2 protein-coding genes are annotated in these 815 nt (G+C 44.0%); both read right to left on the reverse strand.

Going from position 1 to position 815, the window contains the following annotated elements:
- The coding region (locus A3757_RS05225; RefSeq protein WP_197469814.1) for a TatD family hydrolase at positions 1-285 on the reverse strand (285 nt) is incomplete at its 3' end.
- A gap of 114 nt (positions 286-399) precedes the next feature.
- A complete protein-coding gene (locus A3757_RS05230; RefSeq protein ID WP_068513675.1) occupies positions 400-750 on the reverse strand; it encodes a PilZ domain-containing protein in 351 nt (116 codons plus the stop codon).
- Between the last annotated feature and the right edge of the window lie 65 nt (positions 751-815).

The following is an 815-nucleotide window of genomic DNA, read 5'->3' on the forward strand; positions in this document are numbered from 1 at the left end:
CGACTCTCCAATCGCAATGACTTTTTCACGCTCAGCAAGCGATAATAGGCGTTCAATAGTGGGCTCTTCACAATCGGTACTACCTGGGTGCACGCCAACCGAAGCATAGACATCGGGAAATTTAGCTGCAATCTGAAGCACTTCTTCAATATGCTCCAGGTCAATTGCGACACAAAGCAATTTGTCTACAAGGTTTTCTTTGGCAGCTGAAATTGCAAGCGACAAGTCGCCTTCATATGGAGCTAATTTCAGACGATCAAGGTGGCAGTGGGAGTCAATAAACATGAAAATCAAGCGCGCTCTTGTTACAACGATAAAGCCGCACATACTAACTAAAAATGCGTATCTATGCGACTCACTTGAAGAATCGTATCAAGAAATTGGGGCACCCCCCTATTATTACATACTATGTGTAGGACGATCTGAGCTTAAAGAGCCTGCCAGGTAGGTTTCAATCTTGTTTTTGGCAGTAGCATCTTCTTCGTTAAACTGAACACCGATGCCCGCTGCTCGATTACCCTGAGCACCCTTAGGAGTCACCCAGATAACCTTCCCAGCTACCGGGATTTTTTCAGGTTCTTCCATTAGATTTAACAGCAAAAACACCTCATCGCCAAGATGATAGTTTTTTGCGGTAGGTATAAATAGTCCGCCGTTTTTAATGAACGGCATATAGGCGGCATATAAAACAGCTTTATCCTTGATTGTTAGGGTAAGGATACCACTACGCGCCCCAAATCCTGCTGACATACAATTCTCTTAACAATAACGCGCCCGTACAAACACTTGAATACAAAGCACTAATTGGTCGTTGC

Source organism: Oleiphilus sp. HI0117, from assembly GCF_001635235.1.

Excerpts from the sequence above, each read along its gene's own strand:
- A3757_RS05230 (WP_068513675.1), bottom strand. The coding sequence starts at position 750 with ATGTCAGCAGGATTTGGGGCGCGTAGTGGTATCCTTACCCTAACAATC.